Genomic DNA, 22,039 nt, shown 5'->3' with positions numbered 1-22,039 from the left:
CCTGTTGTTGTATTCAGTCCTTAGGTACGAGATGCGCTGTCTCTGAGTTGGTTGTTTCGAGTTCGATCCCCAGTTTGTCTGCGTAAGCATAAAGCGCTTGGGGAGGGACAAGCACTTTCCAGGTCTCGTCGGGCAATTGAATCAAGTCGAGTTTGATGGATTTGGGAGACTCCAGGTTTGAGGTAAATACAATGAACACCTCCCGTGCGTCCTCGGAGATTTCCTTAAATGCATGTACCCGAGCTTTAGCGAGGGGAACTTGGTCGATGGTCATCATGGCCGTTATTGATTCGAAAGACCCTTGCTCTTCGCGGACAGACGGAGGGAGGCTTTCGAACAAACGTTTCGCCAAGGCCTCGGAGTCGGGGGAAAAGACGAGCGAGGTTTTCATCGCTTCGAGGTCTCCGCTGGCAGCGGAATAGATGAGCGTTTCCACGCTTTCGTAAGGAGTGCCATAGCCCTTCTTTGCCCATTGTTCGGGGGTAAGGCCGGAGTGGCTGATCGAGGCGGCATCCGTGTATTGTTGCTCCTTTTTGCGTTGGGCTAAGGCTTGCTCGCGTTTCTCGATGCGTCGTTCGAGTTCTTCGATCTCGGCGCGTAGTGACTGAAGGGCTCCATCCGCGTTTGTTTGTTGGAGAAGGCCGGCCGCTGGTTGATGCGTAGGGATAGAGAGGAGCGATTCATCCGCCTCGATTTCTTGAGGGTTCGAGGTATCGACGATTCGCATCACGAGGATGGTCGCTACGAAAATGGGTAAAAGCCAAAAGGCTTTAGCGATACGAGGAGAGATCATTCAGAACCAGTTTTGGGTTTCAGCTTGGTCCTCTGTTGGCGAGGGAGTGAACATGATCGGAATTCGTACGCGGGATTGAACGGCAGTCGCGCCGATTCTTCCTGGAGTGAATTCACTTTTTGAAACGGCCTCTAGGGCGTTTTTCCCGAAGTCTGGGTGAGATGCTTTGACGACCCGGAGGTCGCTAGTCTTACCATCAGTTCCGAGGACGAATTCCACGACAGCCCTGCCTTCTTCCTTGGTTACCAGGTGACTAATCGGGTACTCGGGCATCATCATTGCGGATGCTCGAGGTTTCGTATCCAATTCACTTAGACTATAGATCTTTTCCGGTGCTGGCCTTCTGTTGTGCAGTTTCTGAATAGCGGACTCTATTGCCTCAAGGCGTTGCGCGAGTACGGTTGCATCTTTGTCTAGCGCGGCGTAGGCGAGATCTATATTGTCGAGGGCACTTGAATTTGAACGAGCGGAAGGCGGGGATACTGCTTGCTCCGCATGGGCGCGAGGCGGTTGTTCTATGGCTACATTTGAATCCATGGCCGCGCTAGTGTTTTGGCGCTCGATTGCGACACCGGTGAGGAGTATGGCTAAGCTAGCTGCCAATGGTAGTTTAAGGGCGGATACGAGTCCAATGCTCGCAAGACTTCCTAGGCTTGCCAGGGTTACGTTTGTTACGCTTGTCGCTAGATGAGCAGGAAGGGAGCAGCTTGCATAGGCGTTTAGGGCGGCACTCAACGCCGTTCCGGTTGCGATGCCTCTCTTTTTGAAGCGAGCTTGCAGCTTGACTAGGGCCCGTTCGGCTCTCATGCGAGCGGTGTTAGGCTTTATGCTCAGACGAGTTCCGATGGTCTTGTAGTCCATTGATTCGAAGTAGCGAAGGAGCAGCACTTCTTGGTCTGATGAGGGGAGCTGTTCGATCAATTCGTCGATAAATTGCGTTAGGCTTTCTTTCTCTTTGGGGTTTGGGAGATCGCGCACGTATTCATAATCTTGTTCTCTCGTTTTCTGGCGAACTCGAGCCCGGACTAACTTTGAGGCTGTGAAACGGCTGGTTTTAAAGAGCCAAGCCTTGATGTTGCTATGGTGCCTCAGGCTTTTGGCATTGCGGGCGAGCTGGGAGAAGACGATTTGGCAGACGTCTTCCGCGAGTTGAGTATCGCCGCCGAGTCGATTTTGGGCGACTGCGAACACGACTCGAAGGTGACGTTCAACGAGTAGAGTGAAGGCAGGTTCGTCCGCCTGGGAATGGAAGCGATCGAGCAGGGCGGAATCGGATTCTAATTGGAGAGCCATGGAACTCGTAGCAAGTGGTCGGGGAGTTGGAAGGTGTGTTTGCGTTACAATACCCGAGGCTAGGTCGAATCGCACACAATCTGGGCAAAAAGTCTATTTCGTGTTTTTTGCGCGGAGGGCCGCAAAACTATTGTCCACGAGTTCAGGCAGTGACGCGGATCGGATCTTGCAACGCGGGCTGGGGGGAACCGGTCCCTCCAGCGCAAATAACTTTGGAGGGTCGACCTCCGTGTCGTCCGCTGGGAAATCCCTGAACGTCAGCTTGGTTTAGGGGTGGCAAACAAAAGCCCGGGTCGCGGGGGGCGAGCCGGGCTTGGTTGAATTGGGTTTCGTGGTCGCGGGCTGGAGGGCCGCGCTGCGGGTTACTTGGTGGCGGCTTGCTCGAGGATCTTGTACATGCGGGCGACCATGTCCTTGGGGTCTTCCATGAGGCCGGCCGCCACGAGGGCGTTGTCGAAGGACTGCTGGGCGATGAGCTTGGCGAGGCCTTCGTTGGCGCTACGCTGCGTATTCAGATTCTTGATAAGCTCGTGGCGCGGGTTGATCTCGAAGAGCACTTCCATGGGCATGGGGTTGTCTTGCCCCATTTGCTTCATCATGCGTCGCATCTGGGTGGACATGGCGTCGGGCGAGAGGGCCATGACGGGGCTGCTGACGAGGCGCTCGGAGACTTTGACTTCCTTGACGCGGTCGCCGATGGCGTTCTTGAGCCACTCGCAGAGGGATTTGGCGTCTTCGTCGGAGAGGGCTTCGCCTTCGGGCTTGGGGGCGTCGTCGAGCTTGATGTCGCCTTGGTCGGCGGAGGTGAGCTCCTTTTCCTCGAAGGTGCCGAGGTTGGACATGACGTATTCGTCGATGGGCTCGTAGAGGAAGAGGACTTCGATGCCGCGGGCCTTGAAGCCTTCGAGGTAGGGGCCGGACTCGATAGATTCACGGTTTTGGCCGAGGATGTAGTAGATGTTCTTCTGCTCGTCCTTCATGCGGGAGACGTAGTCAGCGAGGCTGGTAGTCTTGCCCTTTTCGGTGACGGAGGACTCGAAGTAGAGGAGCTTGGCGAGGTCGTCGCGGTAGGTGAAGTCGGTGGCGACGCCTTCCTTGATGTAGACGCCGAAGTTCTTGAAGAACTCTTGGTACTGCTCGGGGCGCTTCTTGGCTTCTTCCTTGAGGAACTTGAGGTAGCGCTTGGTGATGACGCGGCTGAGCTTTTGTGTCAGGCCGTTGTCCTGCATGGTCTCGCGGGAGATGTTGAGCGGGAGGTCGGCGGAGTCGATGACGCCCTTGAGGAAGCGCAGCCATTCGGGCAGGAGCTCGGTGGGCTTGGAGTCGATGAGGACCTTGCGGCAGTGCAGGGCGACGCCGGGGTCGATGCGTGGGAAGCCGAGGCGCTCGGGGTTGGTCTTCGGGGTGAAGAGCAGGGCCTTGATGTCGAGCGGGGCGTCCGCGGAGAAGTGGAGGCGGTAGTGCGGCTCGTCGAAGGCGTTGGCTTGGAACTTGTAGAATTCGGTGTACTCTTCGTCGGTGATTTCGGACTTGGAGCGGAGCCAGAGGGCGTCGACGGTGTTGACCTTCTCGTCGTTGAGCTTGATGGGGAACTGGACGAAGGAGGAGTAGCGCTTGATGATTTCCTTAACGGTGTCGGCCTTGGCGTACTGCTTGAAGTCTTCGCCGAGGTGGATGACGATGCGGGCGCCGCGCTGGGTATCGTCGGACTCCTCGATCTCGTAGGAGCCTACGCCGTCGGAGGACCAGACGTGGCCGGGCTCGTCCTTCTTCCAGGAGTGGGTGAAGACTTCGACCTTGGTGGCTACCATGAAGGCGGAGTAGAAGCCGACGCCGAACTGGCCGATGAGGTCGGCGTTCTTCTCGCCGCCTTCCTTGAGGGCTTCGAGGAATTGCTTGGAGCCGGAGTGGGCGATGGTGCCGAGGTTTTCCACGAGCTCGTCGCGGGTGAGGCCGATACCGTAGTCCTGGATGGTGAGGGTGCCGGCTTCTTCGTCGGTCTTGATGTTGATCTCCAGCTCCAGCTCGTCCTGGTGCACATCCTTTTCGGTGATCTTCAGATGACGCAGCTTTTCCAAGGCGTCGGAGGCGTTGGAAATGAGTTCGCGGACGAAGATCTCCTTTTCGGTGTAGAGGCTGTGGATGACGATATCCAGCAGTTGTTTGATCTCAGCTTTGAATTCGTGCTTTTCAGTGTTTTGTGCGCTCATGATTAGATATTGGTAAGTGCTGTGAAATTTTGTGGGCTAAATGGGTAATCCACCCAGTGACGGCTTCAAGCCGGAAGTTTGGGTTGTCGGTGGAGTGTGGCGGGTTCTGGGTTGTATGGGCTGGGCTATGGGCTGGCTCTGTCCGTCTCTTCTGGAAGGGGGCGAATCGGATTGGCATTTAGGTGAAGATTTTGCGGGAGGTCGCGCATGCAGTTGGGAAAGGGTCTCGTTGGGTAGAGGGAAGGCGGTTGGATCCGCTTCGACTTCTGATGAAAGCGCTTGCATTTAGACTAGCAGGGATTGGAGCCATGGTGCTCGGGTACGGCCTTTGGATGTACGGAGGCGCTCGCCGGGGCTTCTACGCGGAGTATTACGAGGTGATGGAGTTCGACCCGATCCTGGAGTTTTCGCATCCGGTCAAGGTCGAAGCGTTCTTGCCGGGCATCGAGTCCCTGGCTCTCGGCTTCATGGCGTTCGTGGCCCTCGTGGCAGTGGGCGCTTTCTTCGAGCGGAAGGAGTCGTCCGCCCGGACCTAAGATTTTTTTAGATCACCAAGATACATTTATGAAGAACACTATTCTCAGCCTCGCCGCTAGCGCAGCCCTCGGCCTCGTTCCTTTCGCGAACGCGATCGACTTTGACCTGGAGGACCCGAAGGGGGTCAACAATATCGTCTTTTTATTGGACGCTCCTTTGGAGTCGATCAATGGCACGGCGACCGGAATCACGGGGACGGTCTCCTTCGATCCGGCGAAGCCGGAAGCCACGACCGGCAAGGTGGTGGTGGCGGTCGATTCGCTCTCGGTGGCGAATCCCAAGATGGTCGAGCACATGATGGGAGCGAAGTGGCTCGACCAGAAGAAGCATCAAACCATCACTTTCGAGCTGAAGGGCTTGAGCGGAGTGAAGGAAAAAGGGGCCAAGCTGGAAGGGACTGCACGCGGCGTGATGACGATCAAGGGCGTGAGCAAGGAGATGGAAATTCCAGTCTCGCTCTCTTACTTGAAGGGCAAGCTGGCGGATCGCCAGCGGACTCCGGGGGATATTTTGGTCATCCGTTCTTCGTTCTCGGTGAAGCGTTCCGATTTCGGAGTGAATCCGGGGGATTCCGAGGACAAGGTTGCTGACGAGATCGAACTGCGCCTCAGCTTGGGCGGCTTTGCCCCTTACTGATTGTTTTTTCGTTTAGTCGTTAGATAGGCATGGGGAGTACGGCCCCTGTGCCCGGATTACAAATACGCCCGTGGCTTTCGGAAGAAGGCCACGGGCGTTTTAGTAGTTGAAATTTTATTACAAGGTCGGGATTTCCTACTGGAGCAGGTCGCCGATGTTTTCTTCGCCCTGTACGATGAGGCGATCGATGATGTTTACGATGAGGTTGACCTTGGGCTTGGTTCCCCAGCCGTTGGCTCCGACGGCGCGGCACTTGGCGATCATCTGGTCGTTGATGAGGGAGGAAAAGACGATGACGGGCGTATCCAGCTTGAACTCTTGCTTCACGTTCTTGCAGAAGGTGAGGCCGTCCATGACCGGCATTTCGATGTCGGTGAGGATCAGGTCGTAGTAGTCGGAGAAGGGCTTGCCGCTCTCCTTGGAGTCGGCCTGGGCGGCGGCGATCTTGTCGAGCGCTTCCTTTCCATTGGTGGCGAGGTCTACGTTGGTGAAGCCGACGTCGTTGAGCTGGTTGAAGACCATCTTGCGGATCATGGCGGAGTCTTCGGCGAAGAGGATCTTGATGTGGTCGCGGGGCTTGTACTCCTGTTCGATCTTGGCGATTTGGCCGTGGTCGATGGACATGCCGAGGCGCGGGTTGATCAGGGTGAGGATGTACTCGAGGTCGAGGATGAGCACGAGGCGGTCCTCGAGGCGGATGATCCCGTTTACGTAGGGATTCTCTTGGGCGAAGTTGGAGCTGATCGGTTCGAAGCTTTTCCAGGAGACGCGGTGGATGCGCTCCGCTCCGTCGATGGCGAAGGCGACGATTTGGTCGTTGAATTGGGTGACGAGCATGAGGGCCCGGCTGGGGTCCGGCGCTTCTTCGTAGATGCCGAGGATCTGGCGCAAGTCGATGACCATGATGGGTTGGCCGCGGAAGGTGATGCTGCCCAGCACTCCGTTGGGGGGGCAATCCGCGCGCGTGATCTTGAGCTGCTCGCGTTGCACGATCTGGTTCACCTTGGCGACGTTTACGCCGTAGTGCTGTCCGGCCAGATTGAATTCGAAGACTTCCACCTCGTTGGTTCCCACTTCGAGGAGGATATCGGTCTTCGTGCTAGCCTTGGTAAGGGTGCTTTGCTGTGACATGTGCGATCGGTCGTTTCGTTGCTTTTGGCCGCCTCCTGTTTTTGCTCGAGGTCGGTCGAGAGCTCGAGGGGAGCTTTCTGCATCGTTAATCGGCCTCGCGTTCCTTTCCCTTGAGAGCTGGCTCCGCTTTTTTGGTTAAAAAAGCTTAAGCGTCGCCTAAGTAGGAACCCTCAATCGAGGGAGGCGTTGGAGAGTGGAAGGTGCAGGTTGCCGTCGCCGGTACGAAAAAGCCCGCTTCGGGCGAAGCGGGCTAGGAAAAGATAAAGGGGAGCGAGCGAATGCTGCGCTAGTCTTTGTCGGGCGTCTCGATCTCGAATCCGTGCACTTTCTCGTCTTCGCCTTCGGTGGTGAGGACTTTCCAGATGCACCAGCCGAAGAGGCCGGTTACGGATAGGGTGGAGACGAGCATGATGATCCAACCGCCGATAGTCATTGGGAGCCCTCCTCTTTGATGGTTTTGGCTTTGAAGACGCCCCCTGCGGTGAGGAGGGTCAGGAAGGCTCCTGTCAGGACGATGACCCCGACGCTCAGCCAGGCGCTGCGGTTCGGCTCGATAAAGAGGTCGACGATGTAGGAGCTGTACTTCTTCTCGTCGGTGCCGAACTGGAAGCCGAGCACGCTAGTATAGAACCAGGCGCCGAAGACCACGATGAGGAAGAGCGGGCTGACGTACTTCATGATGAACTTGAAGAAGCCCGGGATGCGGATGGCAGCACCTTGATGGGCGATCTCGAAGCCGCGCTCGATGCCGATGACCCAGCCGAATATGATGATCTGGATGGTGGCCAGCACCACCATGAGCAGGTTGGTGACCCAGAAGTCGATGGTGTCGAGGGCCTTCACGCCGGCGGAGAAGTAGACCACGAAGGCGCAGCCCGCTGCGGTGACGAAGCCGAGGATGGCGACGGACTGCTTGCGATTGATGTTCATGGCCTCTTCCAGGAAGGCGATGCCCGGCTGCAGCATGGAGAGCGAGCTGGTGACAGCCGCCAGGAAAAGCAGGAAGAAGAAGGCGAAGCCAAAGAACTGTCCGCCCGGCATTTCGGAAAAGACCATGGGCAGCACGTTGAAGCCGAGGCCGAAGGTTCCCATGCCGGCGACTCCGGAAATGCCGAGGAAGGCGTAGCCGGCGGGCAGGGTGGTGAGCCCGCCGAGGCCGACCTCGCAAAATTCGTTGGTGCTGGTGGCGGCGAGGCCGGAGAGCACTACGTCGTCGTTTTTCTTCAGGTAGCTGGAATAGGTGATGATGACTCCGAATCCGACCGAGAGCGAAAAGAAGATTTGTCCGGCGGCGGCCAGCCAAAGCTGTGGATTCAGGAGTTGGGTTGCCATGCCGATTTCGCGCAGCTCGAGGTTGGGATCAGCGGCGGCCCGCTCTTGGGCGTCGGCGATCATGCGTGGGCCGACGACTTCGCCGTCCGGAAGCGGTTGCCACTTCTCCGCGCCGGTCGCTTCGTCGGCGACGCGTTCGTAGAGTATGGTCTTGGTGGGGTTCCACATGAAGCCGAGGCCGTTCTGCACGTTGTTCTCCGGATGCTCGGCAACAGGGGCTCCGAGGGTGAGCACGCGCACGAGGATGATGATGGCGAGCACGATCAGGGTCGGCATGGCGTACTTGCAGAAGAGCTCGATGCCTTTGGAAAGTCCGCGGTAGATCAGGAAGAAGTTGAAGATGAAGACCACGAGGAGGAAGCCTCCGACTTCCGTCCAGCCGAAGCCGAGGGCGGAGCCGTCTTCCTTGATGCCGATGAACTGGCCCCAGAAGGCGCCCGCTTGGTCGACGGTGTCGAAATCCATGGAGCCCTTGGCGAAATTGACCGCGTATCCCAAGCACCAAGCCTCGATGTAGACGTAGTACATGTAGATGACCACGGGGATGATGACGCCGATGATGCCGAGGTAGCGGAAGCGCTTTTGTCCTGTCACCACTCCAAGGATACCGGGGCTGGAGTTGAGGCCCGCTTGGCCTCCCTTGCGACCGATGGCCCACTCCGCCCAGCAAATCGGAAGTCCGATGAGTACGAGGGCTACGAAGTAGGCTACCATAAAGGCTCCGCCGCCATATTGGGCAGCTTGGCCTGGGAATCTGAGGAAGTTGCCAAGGCCAACGGCGCTACCGGCAACGGCGAGGATTATTCCGAGTCGGGAATTCCAGGACTCTTTAGGGACTTTCGACGACATTAGCGACTGACTTGTAAAGCGGCTTGCTTGAAACGCCAGTCAAAAGCCGCTGGACTTCGAGGGCGCCGCTCGCAGTGTCTTTGTCCAATCCGCATGTTCAGCGTCGCCGACAGATACGTTTTTTCAGAATGGCTCAAAGCCTTCGTGCTCGTCTTGGGCTCGATGTTTGGCTTGCTGCTGCTTTTCGAGATCCAGGACAGCTTCACCGACCTGATCGGCTACGAGGCGACGACCGGGCAGATCCTCAAGTACTATGCGGTGATCGCTCCCAGCTTCCTTACGATCACGCTGCCGGCCACGGTGCTTGTATCCATTTTATACGCGCTGGGGCAGCTGCATCGCTCCAACGAGTTCATTGCCCTGCGAGCCGCCGGCATGAGCGTGTATCGCGTGACCCGCTCCATCTGGTTGGCGAGCCTGATCATTTCGGCGGGGCTGTGGTATTTGAACTCCAGCTTGATCCCCTGGTCGGTCGAGCAGTCGGACCAGCTGATCAAAACGATCCGTCTCGATAGCGAGGCCAAGACTTTGGATACGAACGAGGTCGGGATTGTGGAAGGCCTGGCTTTCGACAATCGCAACGAGAACCGGATGTGGTTCATCAACCGCTACAGCGAGTACAAGAAGGAGGCCTACGGGATCTCCGTTTCTATCATGGACGAGCAGCGTCGCGAGGTGCGGCGGGTGATGGCTCGCTATGGCTGGTACAACGAGGAGGAGGGGTATTGGTCTTTGTTCGACGGGCGCGAGCGTCTTAACGATTTGGATACGGGGCAGGAGCTTTGGCCGCCTTTCGAGCGACTGGAAGCCAAGGACCTGACGGACGACCCGTCGCTGATGCTGCTCTTCGGGAAGCGACCGAAGGACTTGTCGTTTCTACAGTTGAAGCGGATCACGGATAACTTTTCCAAGGAGGACAATCCGGCGGTTTTGGCCTACGAGGCACGGCTGCACGCCTTGATGGCGAGCGCGGCGAGCTGCTTGATCGTAGCCGGGATCGCGATTCCCTTCGCGGTTTCCGGCGTGCGTACCAATCCGGCGGTTGGCGTTTCCAAGTCGATCGGCCTGTTCTTCATCTTCTATATCCTGACCAGCGTTCTCAACGCCCTCGGCCGCGAAGGTTCGCTCTCGCCGGAGGTCGCGGCTTGGTCGCCCATGGCGATCATGATCATCCTCGCCTACGTGCTGATGCGGCGAGTGAAGTAAACGAGGCGCGAGCGATGGCCCTGCTGAGTTAACGTGGGGCGGGGCTTTTTCGAGTTTGGATCGCTATTATTGGGCTACTTTGGTAGACTCATTTGCTGAAATGGGCAGTCCAAATATTTCGTGGTAAGCTTCTAAGGTTTCTCTGGCGCAGCGTTCCCAGCTGAATTTTCGAGCTTGTTGTTCGCCTAGATTTCTCAATCTCTCTTTAAGTTCTGGCGATCTGGATATCTCCTTCATCGCGTTGGCGATTTCGTCGCAGGAGTAGGGGTCGACGAGGTAGGCGGCTCCATCTGCGATTTCAGGGAGGGATGATAGGTTGGACGCTATTACGGGAGCTCCACATGCCATCGCTTCGATAAGGGGAATGCCGAATCCTTCCCATAGAGTTGCGAAGACGAACGCTTCACATGCCGAATAGAAATACGGAAGCTTGTCTACCGGGACGTAGCCAAGCTCAATCACGTTAGATTCCAAATCGTATTTTCGCAGCATTTCGTCGAGATCGTCAGATGCCCAAGTTCGCGATCCCGCGAGCGCGAATTTGATAGTGCTGTCGGTTTCGTCCAGAAAATTTCGATACGACTTTAGGATGCGGTTGATGTTCTTTCGCTTTTGCAGTTTGCCAGCGAAGAAGAAGAAGGGGGATGTTAAATTGTATTCAGATTCTAGGTACTCTTTCGCTTCCGTTTTGGGGACTCGCTGAAAGAAGGAATCGACTCCATTGTGCACGACACTCATGCGTTCGTAGGGAATGTTCAACTCTTCAGCAGAGAGCCTTCGGACATTTTCTGAAACGCAAAGGGTGTGCTGCGCTTTGTTGAGACCGCGTGAGATCAAGGGTCTCAGTCGTAGTAAAATTGCTTTGTCGTAGAACTCGGGATGGACGTAAGGGCTGAAGCAATGGTGGGTAAAGAGGTAAGGGGTGCTCGTAAATGGAGGCGGAACGAAGGGGGCGTGAAAGAAAGCGATTCCGTGTCGTTTTAGCAGCCGTGGGAGCTGAAAAGCCAAGCTAACAAATCGGTTCTTTGAACTAAGGTCGTGAACGACGAAGTTTTTCCTGCTTAAATCCCTAATGAATTCAGTGGGCGGTACGAAGCAGTAGAGATGGAACTCGATGTTGGTCGCCTGAAGCGAAAATTGCTGAAGGAGCGCCCGTTCGTAAGATTCGGGACCACCAGCGTTTTTGCCAACGTTCATAACAAGGAAGCCTACTTTCATCGATTGCGATCCTTTAGGGGAGCTGTCATTGCGTGATAGTGCTCAAAGCAAACGCCTTGATAGAGTTCGTCGGCGCCAATTTGGACTATGGGGCCGTCCAAGCACGGAGTTCCGTTTGCGATACGGATGTTCATGGTGGCTTTTCTTTCGCAGTGCCTACACAGGTTTTTGATTTCTTGGATCGTGTCGGCAACTTCGATGAGACGTTGGCTTGCCGGGAAGAGTTTGGTTTGGAAATCTGTTTTTAGTCCGTAGCAGAGGACGGGGACATCGCGATTTAGGGACAGGTGGCGCAAGTGATCTACCAATGCCGGGGTGACGAATTGGCATTCGTCTATTAGGACGGCGCATTTGTCCTCAAGGTATTCGACGGGGATCGTGTCTTGTTCCGGTTGCAATTGCAGGTTCGCTTCGTACTTCAGTCCTGATCGCGACGCGACCATGTTTTCTCCGAATCGACAATCGATCGCAGGTTTGGCGACCAGAGGTTGCAATCCTTTTTGTTTGTAGTTGTGGAGAGTGGAAAGGAGCTGGAGGGATTTGCCAGAGCCAACTGTGCCGTAGATGAAATGAAGCTTGGCCATGTTTTTGGGGGTCTTAAGCCTGCTCGTACAATCTGTCCAGCCGATTCAGGGACGATGCGTGGCGTGAATATTGTTTTTGGAGTGCTGGCGCTTGACGTCGGACTGCAATTGTAACGTCATGACCGAAATGGACTCCTCTGCTGTTGATTTAAAGGATCTTTCGATCGTGATCGTTGGACTGAATGCTCGCGACTTTGTGGTTGGTTGCGTCGAATCGATCGAAAACGCGAAATGGAACGATAAGAGCTACGAGGTCGTGTACAGCGACAACGGCTCGGTTGATGGTACGGTCGACGCGCTACGGCGAGACTTTCCGTGGGTGAAGATCATCGAAAACGGTTCTAACATAGGATTTTGCAAGGCGGCGAATATCGGCGCTCGCGCCTCGAACAGCAGATACTACTATTTTATCAACGATGATACGCTCGTGATTGATGATGCATTGAGTCTCCTCGTTGACTACATGGATTCTCACTCCGATGTCGGAACCGCGGGGAGTCGATTACTCTACCCGGATATGAGCGAGCAGTATTCGGGGCGCCGCTTCCCGACGCTCTTGAGTTCATTTATGGGGCGGCGGTCACCGTTGACGAAAGCCTTTCCGAATGCTCCTTGGGTCCGTCGTTATCTGTGTATCGACGAATTGGAACGAGGAGAGCCTGCGGATGTTGATTGGGTTTCGGCGGCGGGGCAGATCGTCTCGCCTAAGGCTTTTTGGGAGGTGGGCGGCTTTGACGAGAGCTACTATTATTGGCATGAAGCGGTTATATGTAGTCGCCTGATCAAGAGCGGTTACCGGGTGGTGCTGCATCCGTCATCGAAAATCATCCATTTCGAGGGTAAGGGCAGCGGGAGTCGGAGATCCTACAAGGTGAAGAAGTTCCATATCGTCGATTTCCATCGGGGGGCCTACCGAGCCTATCGCGACCACCACGAACTGAATGCGTTTCATCCGGGAAGCATATTGGTTCGATTGTTGCTTGGAACGCGAGCGTTGGGCATGTTGTTGATTGCTCGGCTCAGCTCTAGATAGTTAACTGTTATTACGTGCGTTCGAAATGAATAAGTCAGTAGTTTTCGCGGGGCCTCACGGCGATGAGATAGAATTGGTGTGTCCTCGGACAAGGTCGCCGATGATTCAGAAAGGTGAAACTTTTGTTTCGGTTGACGAGGACGGAAGGGGGTTGGAGACTTGGAAGCAAGAGAACGGCTTTCCAGACCTAGTGCTCGGGGGACGTTTCGACGACGAGACGGATGAACGTTGCCGTTGTTACGAGATTAGCAGCAACGAGTATAGCACGGAGAATTTTTGGATTCCCCTGTTCAAGCGCCGATTCAAGGCGGAACTGGAGAGGGGAGAGCGGCCGAGGATCTTGTCGGTAGGTTGCGGCATTGGCGTGGAGGTAGAGATGCTGTGTGAAGCGGGGTTTGCCTGCTACGGAATCGACAATGGAAACCGAACCAAGGATTGGCCGAAGCGTAAGTTCAGTTCCGGGCTTCTGTTGGCCAACGCAATGCATATGCCATTTAAATCGGATTCTTTTGATGCTGTTTTCTGTGGCTGTGTTTTCCCTCACGTGGGGGTCGTGGGGGACTCGAACATTACGAGCGAGACCTACTTGCTGGACCGACAGAAGTTAGCGGACGAGATGGTTCGAGTTGCGAAGCCCTCGGGGTTGGTGGTCGCTTGCAGTCCGAACCGCATGTGTCCGTTCGATATTTTCCACGGCCGCGAGGCAGGCAGTTACCTTCCGCGATTTAATCCATGGGGTAGCCGTTTTCTTCTCTCCATTGGTGATTACAAGAGGATGTTCGGTTCCGCAGGTTGCTCTAAGGTTGAATCCTTACCTGTCGAAGGTTTCTGGGGGTTTGTCACTATGAATAATTCGATTAAGGGGAGGTTGCTGAGCGCTCCGATCAAGTTGGCTTTCCGGCTCGCTTCGACTCGCGCGTTTCGATTCCTCAGGCCTAGTCCATTCCTTCCTTGGGTCGCGGTTGGCGGTACGAAGTAGGGAGCGGAGGCGGTCTAGGAAATGAGTGTCGCTAGCAAGCCGCATCGCGGAATTTGGGACTTACTCCTAGTCTTCTTCGGAAAATCCGCAACGTTGCTGGTTGTGTTTGCGGGTGGCTTAATGGCGGCTCGATTTGGGGGAGCTTCGGTATATGGCGGGTTTGTAGCAGGTATAACTTTGGCGTTGCTGTTGGATGGCGTGCTAGGTTCCGCCTTTGATTTGAGGGTCCTGCAGGTCTCCAGTGGAGAGTTGGGGGATGGAGGGACTGAGTCGTTGCAACGCGCAGGGTTCCACTTGAAATGGATCGTGCTTGCCTGCCTTTTGGTGATTTACTTGGTAAGCGATGCCATCTGGGATTTCGAAGGTGGTTCTCTGCCAGTTTGGGGCGCAGTCGCTGCCAGTTTTGGAATCGTTCTCGCTCGAAGCGTCGCGTTGTCTTTGCAGATGGCAGGTCGTTTCAGGCTCTATTCGAAATTGGATGTGTCACAAGGGGCGCTCCGAATGTTTGGATTCTGCTTGTTGGCGCTTTTCGGGGCGGTTTCGGCGGAGGGTTTTCTTTTTTGTTATGCAGCGGTGGGGGTGCTGGTGGTTTTTTGGGCGTGTGGAGCTCTGGGTATGAGGCCGGTTTTTGGACGTCTTCCAAGTGGGAAAGATGCGTCGCAGTTTCTAAGTGGTTTGGGCGCTATATTCGTGGTGCTCGCTTTGGGGGCTGTGACGGGGCGAGCTGACTTGCTGGCGCTTTCGCTGCAGGTAGATGAGTCCAGCTTGGCAGCCTACGGAGCTGCATCGCAACTCACCCAACTCCTGTCTCAGTTGGCTTTGTATGCCTGTGTCGTAACTCAGCCGAAAGTAGTGAGGGTTTGGGAACGGGGGGCGTTGGCTCGTTACGTAGTGGCCAACGTTGGAGCTGCCGTCGGGGTAGGGGCTCTCTGTGGGCTGGCTTTCTGGTTGGGGATGGGTGAGTTCGTTGTGCGCCTGCTTTTTGGGGAAGACTTTTCTGCAACGGTAGGCATCCTGGAAATCATGGTTTGGGGAGGCATCGTTGATTTGCTGGTGGTTCCGGTCTTTATGACCCTGGGGATACTCAAGGCCCCTCGGATGTCCGCCGTTGCGGAGGCGGTCGTTTTCATATTTTTTGTCGTAGCCTGCGGTTTCTTGTTGGGGCGCGGGGGCTTGGAGTGGTGGTTGCATGGGATGGCTTGGATTTTCGTCGGAACTCGATTGTTGAAGTTAGTTTTTTACGTAGCCATCGTCTTGGGGTTGCGAAGGCCTGTCGTTTCCGCAGTTTAATTGTTGAACGGAGGTCGGCAGAGCGGATTTTCGATCAAACTCTAAAAGCATGCTATCTATGATTAATACTCTATCGTATCTTTTTCGCGTGAGGAATGCGGGATTCATCGTCCTTGCGAGTATGTTGCTAACTGGGTGCGAAGAGGAAGGTCCCGAGGTTGCTCCCTCCGCTCCGTCCGTTTTGTTAGTTGGCGCCAAGGAACGCTTGCGAGGACATGTTGGCGAGAAGCTTAAGTCCGTGGTTGGTTCGAAGGTGGGAATCATGCCTTTTCCTCCCGACATCACTGCTGAAGCGGTTGATGCATGCCGAAGCGTGGTCTCATCGAACGGTGATTTGTATATCGTCCAGCTCGACAATGGAATCCCGTGGGAGGCGGCCCTGTCGGGGGATGGCTACGACAAAAAATTGCTTGATGAGTGGAAGTCGCACCGAAACTCCCGGTCTAGCCATCAGGATCTCTATCTGGCTATCGCTCCCTTGAAAATGGATCGTAGCTATTGGGCTGATGGTTATGATGGGGCTCTCGCTCCAAAGTGGGTTAGGGATGCGGGTGAGTTGAATGACCAAATGGTGGCAGCCTATATCAACTATACGTTGGAGGCGGTCGAGTATTTTGGCCCTGACTACCTGAATGTCGGAGTCGAGGCTGGGGAGCTTGCGGAAAAGGATGCTGCGCTATGGCGGCAGATGGAGCTTCTCTATGCGCGTACCTACGATGCGGTGAAGGCTCGTTACCCTGATTTGATGGTGGGAATGTCGTTCACTCTGCCGGTGTTGATGGCGGAGGGCAATCTAGAGAAATCGAAAGCGGTAATTGAGAAGTCAGACTTCGTAGGAGTGAGCTTTTATCCGTATCTTGATGACTTCTATCGATCTACTAGCGGCATTCAGTTGGAAGGGCCACCAGATCAGTGGCGTAAGCCTCTTAACTGGCTCGCGGAGAACGTAAGCAAGCCGATCGCTATTTGTGAGACTGCTTATTCAAGCGAGGATGTCGTCGTGAAGGCTTGGAATCTCGATATGTCGGCGAGTCCGGACCTTCAGGTAGAGTACGTGGAAGACTTGGCTCGGTATGCGGCGAGAGACAACTATCTGTTCACGGTCTTTTTCCTGCCGATCGATTACGATCGTCTTGCCGCTAAGCTGCCAGAGTCGGTAGACATCATGGCTCTTTGGCAGAGCACGGGCTTCTTTGACATGAACTATTTCCCGAAACCGGCCTGGTACTCGTATCGCAAGGCTTGGTTGGGGCGCGAAAGGGGCGTTGTTGAGAGTGCTCTCCAGAGTTCTCAAGGCGAGAAAGCGGGCTCTTGGGCTGGGGTGACGGCATCATCTGGTTCCGAGGCGCCGGTCGTAGGGGAAGGCCCTGGAGGTAGCGCAAGTTTGGTATGGCAATTTGAATACAGATCTGACTTCGAGTGGATTCAATTGGATGTAAGCGGTCTATCGGAAGCTTGGTCGGACGAGTTGGGACTCAACATCCGCAGTGACCGTTCTACGGCGCTCTTGCTTCAGCTGACTGAAGCAAGCGGTGAGAAGTATTTCGCGGTTCTAGAACCTGAGGTCGACTGGAGGCGAGTCGAACTGGCTGTCGAAAGCTTTAGCTTGGACGAGGGCACACGAAAGAATGGGATGCTTGAGCTTGGCGAGGTTGCTTCTGTGATGCTCGCTGACGGTGGCGTAAAGGACTCTGGCGCGAGCGGGAGTAGGACTGTGGAGGTCGCTATTGAGGGCGTTAGTCCGTGATGGGCTTCGCGATCGAGCTATCAAGGGGATCGGCTGCCAATGGAGGTGGAGTCTTGCGTTTCGCTAGGAGTAGCCCCTAATCGCCAATTACATAAAACGGAACTACTCTTTCACATTTGCCATGGACAATCCTTCGCCTGAGTCTGCTAACCCTCGGTTCGGTATCGAGCCAAATCGCGATGCGGTGCGTATTGCTGAACAGATACGCAGCCTTGTGGCAGCGCGCCCAGCGGTTTTGCTTTTCGCTTCCATGGAGGATGATCTCGAAACTGGTTCGCTTGCATCCCAAGTTGGCGCTCGTTTGTCCCTGCATGGAGAGGGAAAGGCGTTGTTGGTTGAGTGGGGCGACTCGAAGGATTTAGAGGGTGAGGGGCAGGTGGTTTCGATCGACTCTTTAGGCGCCGCTAGCTTTAGCGCGTTGGCACGCCCACTTGCTGGAGGTTTGGATGGATTCGTCGTCGCTTCAGGGGAAGCTACGGAAAACCAACTTCTTTCTCTCAAGGCTTTTCTGAAAGAAGCTAAGGATCGGTACGCTTTTGTTCTGCTAAGCGGAGTCCCCGTTCGAGGAAGGGAGATATTTACAACGGTAGCCTTGGCGGACTTTTGTGTAGTAAGCCTGCGAAGAGGCGAGAGCTCCAAGGTGGAATTCGGACAATTTGTGGGCGAGTGCAAGTTGGTCGCTCCAACTCCTGTGGGCGCCGTTTTGGTTGGGTAGTATCGGTTTGTTGAATACCATGGGTGATTCTTCTGTGAAAGTTACTCATCTGCTGCATACGATGGCGTATGGAGGGATTGAGACGGTTATCATAAACTGGTTGAAGGCTATGCCTCGGTCGGAGGTCGATGTGCAATTGATTGTTTTCAAGATGCCTGACGATTCCGAGAGACCGTTTGTGGTCGAGGCGGCCAAGGAGGGGCTCCGCGTCGAGTACATTCATTGGTCGCGTTGGAAGCCGGTGGGGCGGGCTGCGAAAGAGCTACGCGAACTCCTTCGATCCCATGGCACGGAGGTTCTTCACGCCCATAACACCTATGCGGAGCTCGTCGCTTGGTGGGCGGCTCGAGGAACGCCGGTAAAGTTGATGAGTACTTTTTACGTTTGGGATCGAGGGTTCGGATTCAAACGTTTGATCCTTCAAAAGTTGAGCGCCGCATTGACGGCGAAATATGACAAGTTGAGCGCTCAATGTAAAAAGACCGCGGAGGACGGTGTGGAGTGGGGGGTTCCCTTCGAGTCGGTTGAAATCTTGCCCTCGGGGTTTGAGGTTCCTCCTCCGTCGCTTCTTGATTTAGATAGCAGGCGTCGATTGCGCGCTGAGAGAGGAGCGGGCGACTCTACTTTGGTCGTTTGCAATATTGCTAGATTGTATCCAGAAAAAGGGCACGCTCGGTTGTTGGAGCACTGGCCAGATATCGTCAGAAAGGTTCCATCTGCCGTTCTGTGGATTTATGGAGTCGGGCCTTTGCAAAAGGAGCTTGAGGCGCTTCATGAGGAGTTGGGTCTTGGCGAGAGCGTGCGTTTTCTCGGTTTTGCTTCGAACTTGATGGATGAGCTCTCGTTGTGCGATGTTCAGATCCATCCCTCTTTCAACGAAGGGGTGCCCTTGGCCATTTGTTCGGGAATGGCCGCTGGCCTGCCGATCGTTTCAACTGCTGTCGGTGGTATTCCGGAGGTGATCGAGAACGGGAAGTCAGGTTATTTGGTGGATGTCGACGATATGGAGTCCTTGAAGGATAGGGCCGTATCGTTGCTGCAGGATTGCTCCCTACGGAAGCGTATGGGAAGTGAGGCTAAGCGATTCATCGCTGAAGAGTACTCCCTGGAGGCCGCCGTTGCGATTCTTGCTCAAAGCTACCGCAGTTTGGTAGGCCGGTGACTTCTTGCTGTTTGTGAAGGCCGATTCGGTCTCCGCGATCTTTGTTAGGACGCAGTCTGCGGAGGCCTAGCATGCAGATGCTTGTGAGTCCGCATCGCTCTGGACAGGAAAGGGGATTACAGAGCGAGTCCTTCGAGCTCTCTCGCTCCGGTTGAAGCTGGACGGGTCCCAGGCCGGTAGCGGCGTAAGATGGTCCTAGGGCTCGTGCGAGGGGCGGCGAATGCCTCAATGAGGCGGTTTCGAAGCCGTGCGTAGAGTCGAATGCGAAAGAACGCCATGTAGGTTCGTCTATGGCGTTGGAGGGAGTTGAATTGGGGGAGGCCTAGGGATTGGAACCTAGGTTAGGAGGACTTTGGCCTAGGGGACAGGCTGAGAGCTGACATTAATGCCTATTGTTTATTGACCTAGGTAGGTGTTTTTAAGAGTTTTTTACTCAATTCCTAATCCTCCTCTCCCATGCCAGCAGAAAACGAGACTCTACGTGAAATGTCCTATGGGCTTACCTTAGCTCAGCCTGATTTAGAAAAGACTCCTCGAAGTAAATTCGGTAACGAGACTATCTCGCCCGAAAGAAAGCCCGAATTGATCGAAGATGGTATTCTGTACCAGATGGTGGAGCGATTCGTCGCTTTGCTCATCTTCTTGGTTCTAACGCCGGTGATGCTGCTTATTTATCTTCGCATACGCTTTGGCTCACCGGGGCCCGTTATTTTTGTTCAAGAGCGAGTGGGGCAAGGCGGGAAAACTTTTAAGTTCTACAAGTTCCGAACTATGTATGCCGATGCTCGCGAACGCTTTCCTGAGCTTTATGCCTATAAGTATGACGATGCGGCATTGAAGGAACTCAAGTTTAAGGTGAAGGATGATCCGAGGGTGACTCCGGAAGGCAAGTGGTTGCGTAAGGCCAGTCTCGACGAGTTGCCGAATTTTTGGAATGCTGTGGTCGGAAATCTGTCATTAACGGGACCTCGCCCTGAAATTCCTGAAATGGTACCTTACTACGAAGGCGAGATGTTACGGAAGTTCGCGACGCGTCCGGGAATCACAGGTCTCGCGCAGATTAAAGGGCGTGGTGATTTGGGATTCTATGAGACGGTCGACTACGATCTGCAGTACGTGAATAACAAGTCGGTACTCTTGGATATCAAGATTCTCATCGGGACTGCTATCAGCGTGCTTAAGCGCGATGGTGCATTCTAGGTCCGATCAAGCTCAAGTCGCTGGCCCGCATAGCCCAAAATTTGATGAGTTCAATTCTTGCTGAGGAAGCTATATCCCGAGTTCTTGACAACAAGCAGCTTGCCGCAGCGTACCGCGGACGGCGGGTGCTGGTCCTAGGCGCTGACGGCTTTTTAGGGAGTTATCTCGCGTTGGCATTGCAACGAATGGGCGCGGATGTGACGATCGTTTCCCGCAGGGAAAGGCCTTTGCTTGCTGGGGAGTCGTTACGTGTATTCAAGGGCGACCTGAGCAGTACCTCGATTGTAGACCATGCTTTGCCTGGACAGGAAATCGTTTTCGATATGGCTGGGGCGAGCGGCGGGATCGATAGCAATCGAAACGCTGCAGACAATCTCTATGTGGAATCGGCGCCTCACCTTAAGCTTTTCGAATCGGCCTCGCGTTTGAAAGAATCGCCTTTGGTCGTGTTTTGCAGCTCCCGAACCGTTTACGGCCGACCGGAGCGTCTGCCAGTAGACGAGCAGCATCCTACGAATCCGAGCAGTATATACGCTGTTCATAAGCTAGCTTTAGAGCGTTATTTGAAGGTCTTCCATGAGTTGCATGGGTTGCGTTATCTGGTGTTTCGACTGTCGAACCCGTATGGTCCGTTCCCTTGGCAGGATGGTAAATCCTACGGGGTTATGAATCAGTTCATCTCGCGTGCATTAAAGGGGGAAACGCTCAGCCTTTTTGGGGATGGTGCCCAACTTCGTGACTATATTTTTATCGAAGATGTGGTGGATGTGTTTCTGCGAGGGGCGGTGGTAAAGGAGGCGGAAGGAGCTACTTTCAATCTTGGGGGGCCGTCAGCCATCAGCATGCGGGATGCTGCCACGTCCATTGTTAAGGAGGTGCCAAGTTCTGTTCTCGCATACCAGGACTGGCCAACCGACTACAAGGCGATTGAGACTGGAGACTACGTTACGGATACAGGCGCTCTTCGCGCTAAACTCGGTTGGTCTCCACGGGTTGAATTCTCGGAAGGGCTTCGTCGTACTTTGGATGCCTATGCCGATACCTTAGGTGTCGTGCCGCGCTGCATCGCGAAAGAAGCGATTGGTGGCAATGACTTTTGGGAAGGCCGTAGGGTTTTGGTTACTGGAGCTGGTGGTTCGCTCGGAGCTTTTATGTGTGGCGTTTTGGAAAAGCTGGGCGCCATTGTTGTCGCGTTGTATCGGAGCAAAATTTCGTCAACCTTGCTGGAAAACGATCGGATCAAAGCGATTCAATGTGATCTAAGCGCCGGGGAAAATAAGGTAGCCCCTCTATTTGAGGAATTCTTACCTGAAGCTGTGTTTCATTTTGCTTCGTGTCCGGACGGAAAGGAGGCATTTGCTAATATCGAAGATCGGATTGCGAGCAATACGTTGGGGACTACGCGCCTCTTGGAGGCGGCTCGGCTTTATGGAACGGAGCGTTTCCTTGTTGCGGACTCGTGCAAGGTCTATGGCAACGCTCCGGTGCCGCACCATGAGGAGTCTTCAGTCCTAGCTGAGTCCTCTTATGCTGCCACGAAGTATGCTGCTTGGGTGATTGCTGAGATTTACGCGCGAAACCATGGGCTGGCAGTTGCGAGCTTGCGTCCCACGTTGATCTACGGACCTGGTCAGGCATTTAATCTTTTTACGTTCCTAGCCAATTGTGTAAAGGAGGGGCGTGATAGGATAGAGTTGAGTGGAGGAAGGCAAACGCGTGACCCCATTTTTATAACGGATGTAATTCACGCATATCTTTCCGCGGCCCAGAATATAGAGTCCGTTAAAGGGCGGGCGTTGCCGATCGGAGGCGGGGAAGAGGCGAGCGTTCTTGAGCTCTCGAAACGCTTCATTTCTCAAAGGAGCCCGGAGACGGAGGTTGTCGCTTGCAGCGCGGCTATTCGACCTGGGGAAATTTTGCGTAGCTTGTGCGACAACAAGAAGGCGCGAGAGTTGTTCGCTTGGTCTCCTTCGGTGGATATTGAGACGGGGTTCGGTTATCTATCCGAATACCTGTTTGCTACAGAGGAGGAGCAAGCTGGGTTGCTTGATCGGTGGCAATCAAAGGTAGCGGAAGAGGTCAAGGGGCGTGGCTCCAGTGCCCTGTGCGTAGTATAGATAGTAC

The 22,039-nt window shown here is 54.8% G+C and carries 19 protein-coding genes; 11 read left to right on the top strand and 8 right to left on the bottom strand.

Annotated elements, in window-relative coordinates:
• Positions 1 to 13: 13 nt before the first annotated feature.
• From QEH57_RS08370 to htpG, 3 genes are all read right to left on the bottom strand, one after another.
• A complete protein-coding gene (locus QEH57_RS08370) occupies positions 14 to 793 on the bottom strand; it encodes a hypothetical protein (RefSeq protein WP_309006263.1) in 780 nt (259 codons plus the stop codon).
• Positions 794 to 2,086 (bottom strand): TonB family protein, encoded by a 1,293-nt coding sequence (locus tag QEH57_RS08365; protein ID WP_309006262.1) that lies wholly within the window; start codon positions 2,084 to 2,086, stop codon positions 794 to 796.
• A gap of 362 nt (positions 2,087 to 2,448) precedes the next feature.
• Complete coding sequence (gene htpG / locus QEH57_RS08360) at positions 2,449 to 4,296, bottom strand: molecular chaperone HtpG (RefSeq protein WP_309006261.1); 1,848 nt, start codon at positions 4,294 to 4,296, stop codon at positions 2,449 to 2,451.
• Positions 4,297 to 4,565: 269 nt separating this feature from the next.
• Here htpG and QEH57_RS08355 point away from each other — a divergent pair, with 269 nt between their 5' ends.
• Both QEH57_RS08355 and QEH57_RS08350 read left to right on the top strand, forming a co-directional pair.
• Entirely contained in the window at positions 4,566 to 4,832 is a 267-nt protein-coding gene (locus QEH57_RS08355; RefSeq protein ID WP_309006260.1) for a hypothetical protein, read from the top strand.
• Positions 4,833 to 4,860: 28 nt separating this feature from the next.
• Positions 4,861 to 5,469 carry a YceI family protein gene (locus QEH57_RS08350; protein ID WP_309006259.1) on the top strand — a complete coding sequence of 203 codons (609 nt, stop codon included), beginning with the start codon at positions 4,861 to 4,863 and terminating at the stop codon, positions 5,467 to 5,469.
• A 135-nt stretch (positions 5,470 to 5,604) separates the two neighbouring features.
• Here QEH57_RS08350 and QEH57_RS08345 read toward each other — a convergent pair whose 3' ends face one another.
• The 3 genes from QEH57_RS08345 to QEH57_RS08335 form a co-directional block, all read right to left on the bottom strand.
• Positions 5,605 to 6,600 carry a chemotaxis protein gene (locus QEH57_RS08345; RefSeq protein WP_309006258.1) on the bottom strand — a complete coding sequence of 332 codons (996 nt, stop codon included), beginning with the start codon at positions 6,598 to 6,600 and terminating at the stop codon, positions 5,605 to 5,607.
• Between the two features lie 286 nt (positions 6,601 to 6,886).
• Positions 6,887 to 7,033, bottom strand: coding sequence for a hypothetical protein (locus QEH57_RS08340; RefSeq protein WP_309006257.1), 147 nt, complete (start codon positions 7,031 to 7,033; stop codon positions 6,887 to 6,889).
• Positions 7,030 to 8,781, bottom strand: coding sequence for a sodium:calcium symporter (locus QEH57_RS08335; RefSeq protein WP_309006256.1), 1,752 nt, complete (start codon positions 8,779 to 8,781; stop codon positions 7,030 to 7,032). The genes QEH57_RS08340 and QEH57_RS08335 overlap by 4 nt, the downstream gene beginning before the upstream one ends.
• 93 nt (positions 8,782 to 8,874) lie before the next feature.
• On the opposite strand from QEH57_RS08335, the gene QEH57_RS08330 reads away from it, so the two are divergent.
• Positions 8,875 to 9,987, top strand: a complete 1,113-nt coding sequence (locus QEH57_RS08330) for an LptF/LptG family permease (protein WP_309006255.1) — start codon at positions 8,875 to 8,877, stop codon at positions 9,985 to 9,987.
• 66 nt (positions 9,988 to 10,053) lie between these two features.
• Here the strand turns inward: QEH57_RS08330 and QEH57_RS08325 are convergent, their stop codons facing one another.
• A complete protein-coding gene (locus QEH57_RS08325) occupies positions 10,054 to 11,205 on the bottom strand; it encodes a glycosyltransferase family 1 protein (protein ID WP_309006254.1) in 1,152 nt (383 codons plus the stop codon).
• Positions 11,202 to 11,789: a thymidine kinase gene (locus QEH57_RS08320; RefSeq protein ID WP_309006253.1), complete on the bottom strand. Its 588-nt coding sequence runs from the start codon at positions 11,787 to 11,789 to the stop codon at positions 11,202 to 11,204. The genes QEH57_RS08325 and QEH57_RS08320 overlap by 4 nt, the downstream gene beginning before the upstream one ends.
• A 118-nt stretch (positions 11,790 to 11,907) precedes the next feature.
• On the opposite strand from QEH57_RS08320, the gene QEH57_RS08315 reads away from it, so the two are divergent.
• The 8 genes from QEH57_RS08315 to QEH57_RS08280 all read left to right on the top strand — a co-directional run bounded on the left by QEH57_RS08315 (position 11,908) and on the right by QEH57_RS08280 (position 22,032).
• Positions 11,908 to 12,822, top strand: a complete 915-nt coding sequence (locus tag QEH57_RS08315; RefSeq protein ID WP_309006252.1) for a glycosyltransferase family 2 protein — start codon at positions 11,908 to 11,910, stop codon at positions 12,820 to 12,822.
• A gap of 100 nt (positions 12,823 to 12,922) precedes the next feature.
• Positions 12,923 to 13,801 (top strand): class I SAM-dependent methyltransferase, encoded by an 879-nt coding sequence (locus QEH57_RS08310; protein ID WP_309006251.1) that lies wholly within the window; start codon positions 12,923 to 12,925, stop codon positions 13,799 to 13,801.
• 21 nt (positions 13,802 to 13,822) lie between these two features.
• Entirely contained in the window at positions 13,823 to 15,091 is a 1,269-nt protein-coding gene (locus tag QEH57_RS08305) for a hypothetical protein (protein WP_309006250.1), read from the top strand.
• Between the two features lie 49 nt (positions 15,092 to 15,140).
• Positions 15,141 to 16,838, top strand: a complete 1,698-nt coding sequence (locus tag QEH57_RS08300) for a hypothetical protein (protein ID WP_309006249.1) — start codon at positions 15,141 to 15,143, stop codon at positions 16,836 to 16,838.
• A gap of 121 nt (positions 16,839 to 16,959) precedes the next feature.
• A complete protein-coding gene (locus QEH57_RS08295) occupies positions 16,960 to 17,553 on the top strand; it encodes a hypothetical protein (RefSeq protein ID WP_309006248.1) in 594 nt (197 codons plus the stop codon).
• A 19-nt stretch (positions 17,554 to 17,572) separates the two neighbouring features.
• The gene (locus QEH57_RS08290; protein ID WP_309006247.1) at positions 17,573 to 18,715 is read left to right on the top strand and encodes a glycosyltransferase family 4 protein; all 1,143 of its coding nucleotides are present in this window, start codon (positions 17,573 to 17,575) and stop codon (positions 18,713 to 18,715) included.
• A gap of 456 nt (positions 18,716 to 19,171) precedes the next feature.
• Positions 19,172 to 19,915, top strand: a complete 744-nt coding sequence (locus tag QEH57_RS08285; RefSeq protein WP_309006246.1) for a sugar transferase — start codon at positions 19,172 to 19,174, stop codon at positions 19,913 to 19,915.
• A gap of 44 nt (positions 19,916 to 19,959) precedes the next feature.
• Entirely contained in the window at positions 19,960 to 22,032 is a 2,073-nt protein-coding gene (locus QEH57_RS08280) for an NAD-dependent epimerase/dehydratase family protein (protein ID WP_309006245.1), read from the top strand.
• Positions 22,033 to 22,039: the final 7 nt, after the last annotated feature.

The sequence above is a fragment of the Pelagicoccus sp. SDUM812005 genome (assembly GCF_031127875.1).
Lineage (GTDB): Bacteria > Verrucomicrobiota > Verrucomicrobiia > Opitutales > Opitutaceae > Pelagicoccus.
Note: the sequence above shows the minus strand (reverse complement) of the source record. Positions and strands in the feature narration are given on the sequence as shown.

What these genes read in the sequence shown, in the direction of transcription:
- QEH57_RS08290 (WP_309006247.1), top strand. Translation starts at nt 17,573, where the DNA reads ATGGGTGATTCTTCTGTGAAAGTTACTCATCTGCTGCATACGATGGCG.
- QEH57_RS08345 (WP_309006258.1), bottom strand. Translation starts at nt 6,600, where the DNA reads ATGTCACAGCAAAGCACCCTTACCAAGGCTAGCACGAAGACCGATATC.
- QEH57_RS08330 (WP_309006255.1), top strand. Translation starts at nt 8,875, where the DNA reads ATGTTCAGCGTCGCCGACAGATACGTTTTTTCAGAATGGCTCAAAGCC.
- QEH57_RS08315 (WP_309006252.1), top strand. Translation starts at nt 11,908, where the DNA reads ATGACCGAAATGGACTCCTCTGCTGTTGATTTAAAGGATCTTTCGATC.
- QEH57_RS08325 (WP_309006254.1), bottom strand. Translation starts at nt 11,205, where the DNA reads ATGAAAGTAGGCTTCCTTGTTATGAACGTTGGCAAAAACGCTGGTGGT.
- QEH57_RS08320 (WP_309006253.1), bottom strand. Translation starts at nt 11,789, where the DNA reads ATGGCCAAGCTTCATTTCATCTACGGCACAGTTGGCTCTGGCAAATCC.
- QEH57_RS08365 (WP_309006262.1), bottom strand. Translation starts at nt 2,086, where the DNA reads ATGGCTCTCCAATTAGAATCCGATTCCGCCCTGCTCGATCGCTTCCAT.
- QEH57_RS08300 (WP_309006249.1), top strand. Translation starts at nt 15,141, where the DNA reads ATGCTATCTATGATTAATACTCTATCGTATCTTTTTCGCGTGAGGAAT.
- QEH57_RS08305 (WP_309006250.1), top strand. Translation starts at nt 13,823, where the DNA reads ATGAGTGTCGCTAGCAAGCCGCATCGCGGAATTTGGGACTTACTCCTA.
- QEH57_RS08280 (WP_309006245.1), top strand. Translation starts at nt 19,960, where the DNA reads ATGAGTTCAATTCTTGCTGAGGAAGCTATATCCCGAGTTCTTGACAAC.
- QEH57_RS08335 (WP_309006256.1), bottom strand. Translation starts at nt 8,781, where the DNA reads ATGTCGTCGAAAGTCCCTAAAGAGTCCTGGAATTCCCGACTCGGAATA.
- QEH57_RS08350 (WP_309006259.1), top strand. Translation starts at nt 4,861, where the DNA reads ATGAAGAACACTATTCTCAGCCTCGCCGCTAGCGCAGCCCTCGGCCTC.
- QEH57_RS08355 (WP_309006260.1), top strand. Translation starts at nt 4,566, where the DNA reads ATGAAAGCGCTTGCATTTAGACTAGCAGGGATTGGAGCCATGGTGCTC.
- QEH57_RS08340 (WP_309006257.1), bottom strand. Translation starts at nt 7,033, where the DNA reads ATGACTATCGGCGGTTGGATCATCATGCTCGTCTCCACCCTATCCGTA.
- QEH57_RS08310 (WP_309006251.1), top strand. Translation starts at nt 12,923, where the DNA reads ATGATTCAGAAAGGTGAAACTTTTGTTTCGGTTGACGAGGACGGAAGG.
- QEH57_RS08295 (WP_309006248.1), top strand. Translation starts at nt 16,960, where the DNA reads ATGGACAATCCTTCGCCTGAGTCTGCTAACCCTCGGTTCGGTATCGAG.
- QEH57_RS08285 (WP_309006246.1), top strand. Translation starts at nt 19,172, where the DNA reads ATGCCAGCAGAAAACGAGACTCTACGTGAAATGTCCTATGGGCTTACC.
- htpG (WP_309006261.1), bottom strand. Translation starts at nt 4,296, where the DNA reads ATGAGCGCACAAAACACTGAAAAGCACGAATTCAAAGCTGAGATCAAA.
- QEH57_RS08370 (WP_309006263.1), bottom strand. Translation starts at nt 793, where the DNA reads ATGATCTCTCCTCGTATCGCTAAAGCCTTTTGGCTTTTACCCATTTTC.